Genomic DNA, 3,642 nt, shown 5'->3' with positions numbered 1-3,642 from the left:
CCCGCGGCCATCTTCGAAGCGGCACTGGCCCTCGCCGGTGCGCCGGCGGTGCCCGCGACCGCCGCAACGCCGGCGTCGGGAGCCGAACTCTCGGCGCTGCCGCGTCCGCTGGCCGGGCTCACCGTCACGATCAGCGCCGGAGGCACCCGCGAGCCGCTGGACCCCGTCCGGTTCCTCGGAAACCGCTCCTCCGGCAAGCAGGGAGTGGCGCTGGCCGCTGCCGCCCGCGATGCCGGTGCGAAGGTCCGGCTGCTGGCCGCCCACATGGACGTCCCGCCGCCGGCCGGCGTCGACGTGGTTAAGGTCGAGACCGCCCTGGAGCTCCGCAAGGCGGCCCTGCACGCCGCCGCGGATTCCGACGTCATCATCATGGCCGCAGCCGTCGCGGACTTCCGTCCGGCCGATGTGTCCGGGACGAAAATCAAGAAGCGCGACGACGTCGCCGACCCGGTGATCTCGCTGATCCGGAACCCGGACATCCTGCGGGAACTCGTTGAGGTCCGCGACGCAGCCTCCCGCAACCAGCTGATCGTGGGCTTCGCGGCCGAGACCGGCGACGCCGACGGCGACGTCCTGGACTATGCCGCGGCCAAGCTGCGCCGCAAGGCGTGTGACCTGCTGGTGGTCAACCATGTGGGGCAGGACAAGGTCTTCGGCGAGGACACCAACTCCGTAGTCATCCTTTCCCGCTCCGGCTCCGAACCTCAAGAGGCGTCGGGTTCCAAATCCGATGTTGCGGCTGCCGTGATCGACCGTGTCAGCGCCGAGCTGAGCCGGGTCGTTCCGCCAGCCTGAACCTGGCGTAAGCGACGTCCCCTTAGCACGGGGACACGCGCCGCCGGACGTCCGTTTTCCAACCAGTAAGGTAGTTGAGTGACTTTACCGCTGCACATCCCTGATTTCCACGGGTCCACGCCCGCCTCGCTCCGGCTCTTCACGTCCGAGTCGGTGACCGAAGGACACCCCGACAAGATCTGTGACCAGATCAGCGATGCCATCCTCGACGCCCTGCTGGCGAAGGACCCTGAGTCACGGGTCGCCGTGGAGACGCTGGCCACCACCGGGCTGGTCCACGTTGCCGGCGAGGTCACCACCGACGCCTACGTCGAAATCCCGCAGATCGTCCGGGAAACCATCCTGGGCATCGGCTACGACTCCTCAGCCAACGGATTCGACGGCGCCCGCTGCGGCGTGTCGGTCTCCATCGGCCAGCAGTCCAACGACATCGCCGGCGGCGTCTTCAATTCGCTCGAAGCCCGCGAGGGACGCCAGGAGGACGACTACGACCTCCAGGGCGCCGGGGACCAGGGCCTCATGTTCGGCTACGCCAGCGACGAGACACCGTCCTACATGCCGGTTCCGATCTGGCTCGCACACCGCCTCTCCGAGCGGCTCACCGAGGTCCGCAAGAACGGCGAACTCGCCTACCTGCGCCCTGACGGCAAGACCCAGGTCACCGTCGGTTACGAGGGCGACCGGCCCGTCTCGGTCGAGACCGTCGTCATCTCCAGCCAGCACGCCGAAGGCGCCAGCCTCGACCAGCTCCGCGCCGACCTGGCCGCGTACGTAGTTGACCCCGTCATGGCGCTGTCCAACCTGGACATCTCCCGGGCCAGGAACATCCTGAACCCGGCAGGTGCCTTCGTCATTGGCGGCCCCGTCGGCGACGCCGGCCTCACCGGCCGCAAGATCATCGTTGACACCTACGGCGGCATGGCCCGCCACGGCGGCGGCGCCTTCTCCGGGAAGGATCCGTCCAAGGTGGACCGCTCGGCGGCCTACGCGATGCGCTGGGTGGCCAAGAACGTGGTCGCCGCCGGTCTCGCGAAGCGCGCCGAAATCCAGATCGCCTACGCGATCGGCCAGGCCCGCCCGGTGGGAACCTATGTGGAAACCTTCGGCACCGAGACTGTGGACCCGGCCCGGATCAGCGCCGCGATCGCCGAAATCTTCGACCTGCGCCCCCGCGCCATCATTGATGCCCTCGACCTCAAGCGCCCGATCTACGCCAAGACCGCGGCGCACGGCCACTTCGGCCGCGAGGATCCCGACTTCACCTGGGAGCGGCTGGACCGGGTCGATCAGTTGAAGGCGTTCTTCAACGCCTGAGCCGGCCCGTATGAAGCTCCGCCAGCGGGCTTGGACGTGTGGCATTCAATGTCAGTGCCTAGACGTCACTGCCTCTAATGTCGCCCTTAATGTCACTGCCCCGTGATGTGCTGTAGCCAGGCCGCCGAGACCGGCGGCCTGGCTACAGGACATTGAGGCGGAACCCCTTGGCCGGCACTGAACCTGCCGGCACTGAAACGGGCGGGGATTCAACCCGTCCGGCACCGAACCTTGCTGAAGGGAGGACACGAGCGATGAGCCCGATCCACGGCGCCGCCGCGCAGGACGAGCCCTTCCAGCTGTCGCTGCTCCAGGGCTTTCCCGCCTCCGCTGCCGCAGCGCCCGGTCCGGCCCTCGCCGCCCGGCTCCCGGTGGCACGGGTGCGGCTGGAGTCCTCCCTGCCGCACCTGGACCGGCCTTTCGACTACAGCGTGCCCGCGACGCTGGACACCGCGGCTCAGGCCGGTGTCCGGGTGAAGGTGAAGTTCAATGGCCAGGAGCTTGCCGGTTACCTGATGGAGCGGGTAGCGGAATCCGACGCCGGCCACCCCCTCGTCCCGCTGCACAAGGTCGTTTCCCCGGTGCCGGTACTGACGGCCCCGGTCGCGGACCTGGCCTTCCGCGTCGCGGCGCGTTACGCCGGGAGCGTCAGCGACGTGCTGCGCGTTGCGGTGCCGCCGCGGATGGCGAAACTCGAGAAGGACCTCGCCCCTGACGGGGTCCTGGATCCGGCCCGCTTCGCTGACCTGGACGCCGAGGACGGGGCCGGGGCGGCGATTCCTGCCGGTCTCGAGGCCTCGACCTGGTCCTCGTACCGGAACGGCGCAGCCTTCCTCCAGCATCTCGGCGCGGGGGAGTCGCCCCGGGCCGTGCTGGGTGCACTTCAGGGCTACGGCCCTTCGGGATGGCCCCGGATGATCGCCGAGGCCGTCGCAGCGGTCCGCCTGTCCGGCCGCGGTGCCATCGTCGTCGTGCCCGACTACCGTGACCTTGACCGGGTCGAAGCCGCGCTCCTGCAGCTCCTGCCCGCCGGCGACGTCGCCCGGCTCACCGCCGACGACGGGCCCACCCCGCGCTACCGCAGCTTCCTGCGGATCCTCAGCGGTGCCGCCGGGGTGGCCGTCGGCACCCGGTCCGCCGCCTACGCCCCCGTCCGCAATCCCGGCCTCGTGGTGTGCTGGGACGACGGCGACGACCTGCACATCGAGCAGCGCTCTCCCTACGCCCACACCCGCGAAGTCCTGCTGCTGCGCGCGGAGCAGGAGGGCACCGCCTGCCTGCTCGCCGGGCACACCCGGAGCACCGAAACGCAGCGCCTCGTCGAGGCCGGCTGGGCGTGGCCGGTGGAGGCGGACCGGACTATCGTCCGCCGGACCGTCCCGCGGGTGCTCAACACCGCGGACAGCTACGAACTCGAGCACGACCCGCTGGCCAGGATCGCCCGGCTGCCCGGCGCCGCGTGGCGCGCCGCCAAGGACGGGCTCGAACGCGGGCCGGTGCTGGTCCAGGTGGCCAGGGCCGGCTACGCGCCGT

2 protein-coding genes and 1 pseudogene are annotated in these 3,642 nt (G+C 70.2%); all 3 read left to right on the top strand.

Features of this window, described 5'->3' with window-relative positions; translation table 11 throughout:
• Positions 1-795, top strand: a 795-nt coding sequence (locus tag BJQ90_RS19615) for a phosphopantothenoylcysteine decarboxylase (RefSeq protein WP_319004667.1), incomplete at its 5' end; no start/stop codon positions are given.
• 78 nt (positions 796-873) lie between these two features.
• Positions 874-2,109, top strand: a complete 1,236-nt coding sequence (gene metK, locus BJQ90_RS19610) for a methionine adenosyltransferase (protein ID WP_226761861.1) — start codon at positions 874-876, stop codon at positions 2,107-2,109.
• A gap of 254 nt (positions 2,110-2,363) precedes the next feature.
• A pseudogene (locus BJQ90_RS19605) lies at positions 2,364-3,642 on the top strand (primosomal protein N'); the annotation flags it as partial.

This window comes from Arthrobacter sp. SO3, assembly GCF_020532825.1.
Lineage (GTDB): Bacteria > Actinomycetota > Actinomycetes > Actinomycetales > Micrococcaceae > Arthrobacter.
The sequence above is the reverse complement of the archived record's forward strand: the minus strand, read 5'-3'. Positions and strand labels throughout refer to the sequence as shown.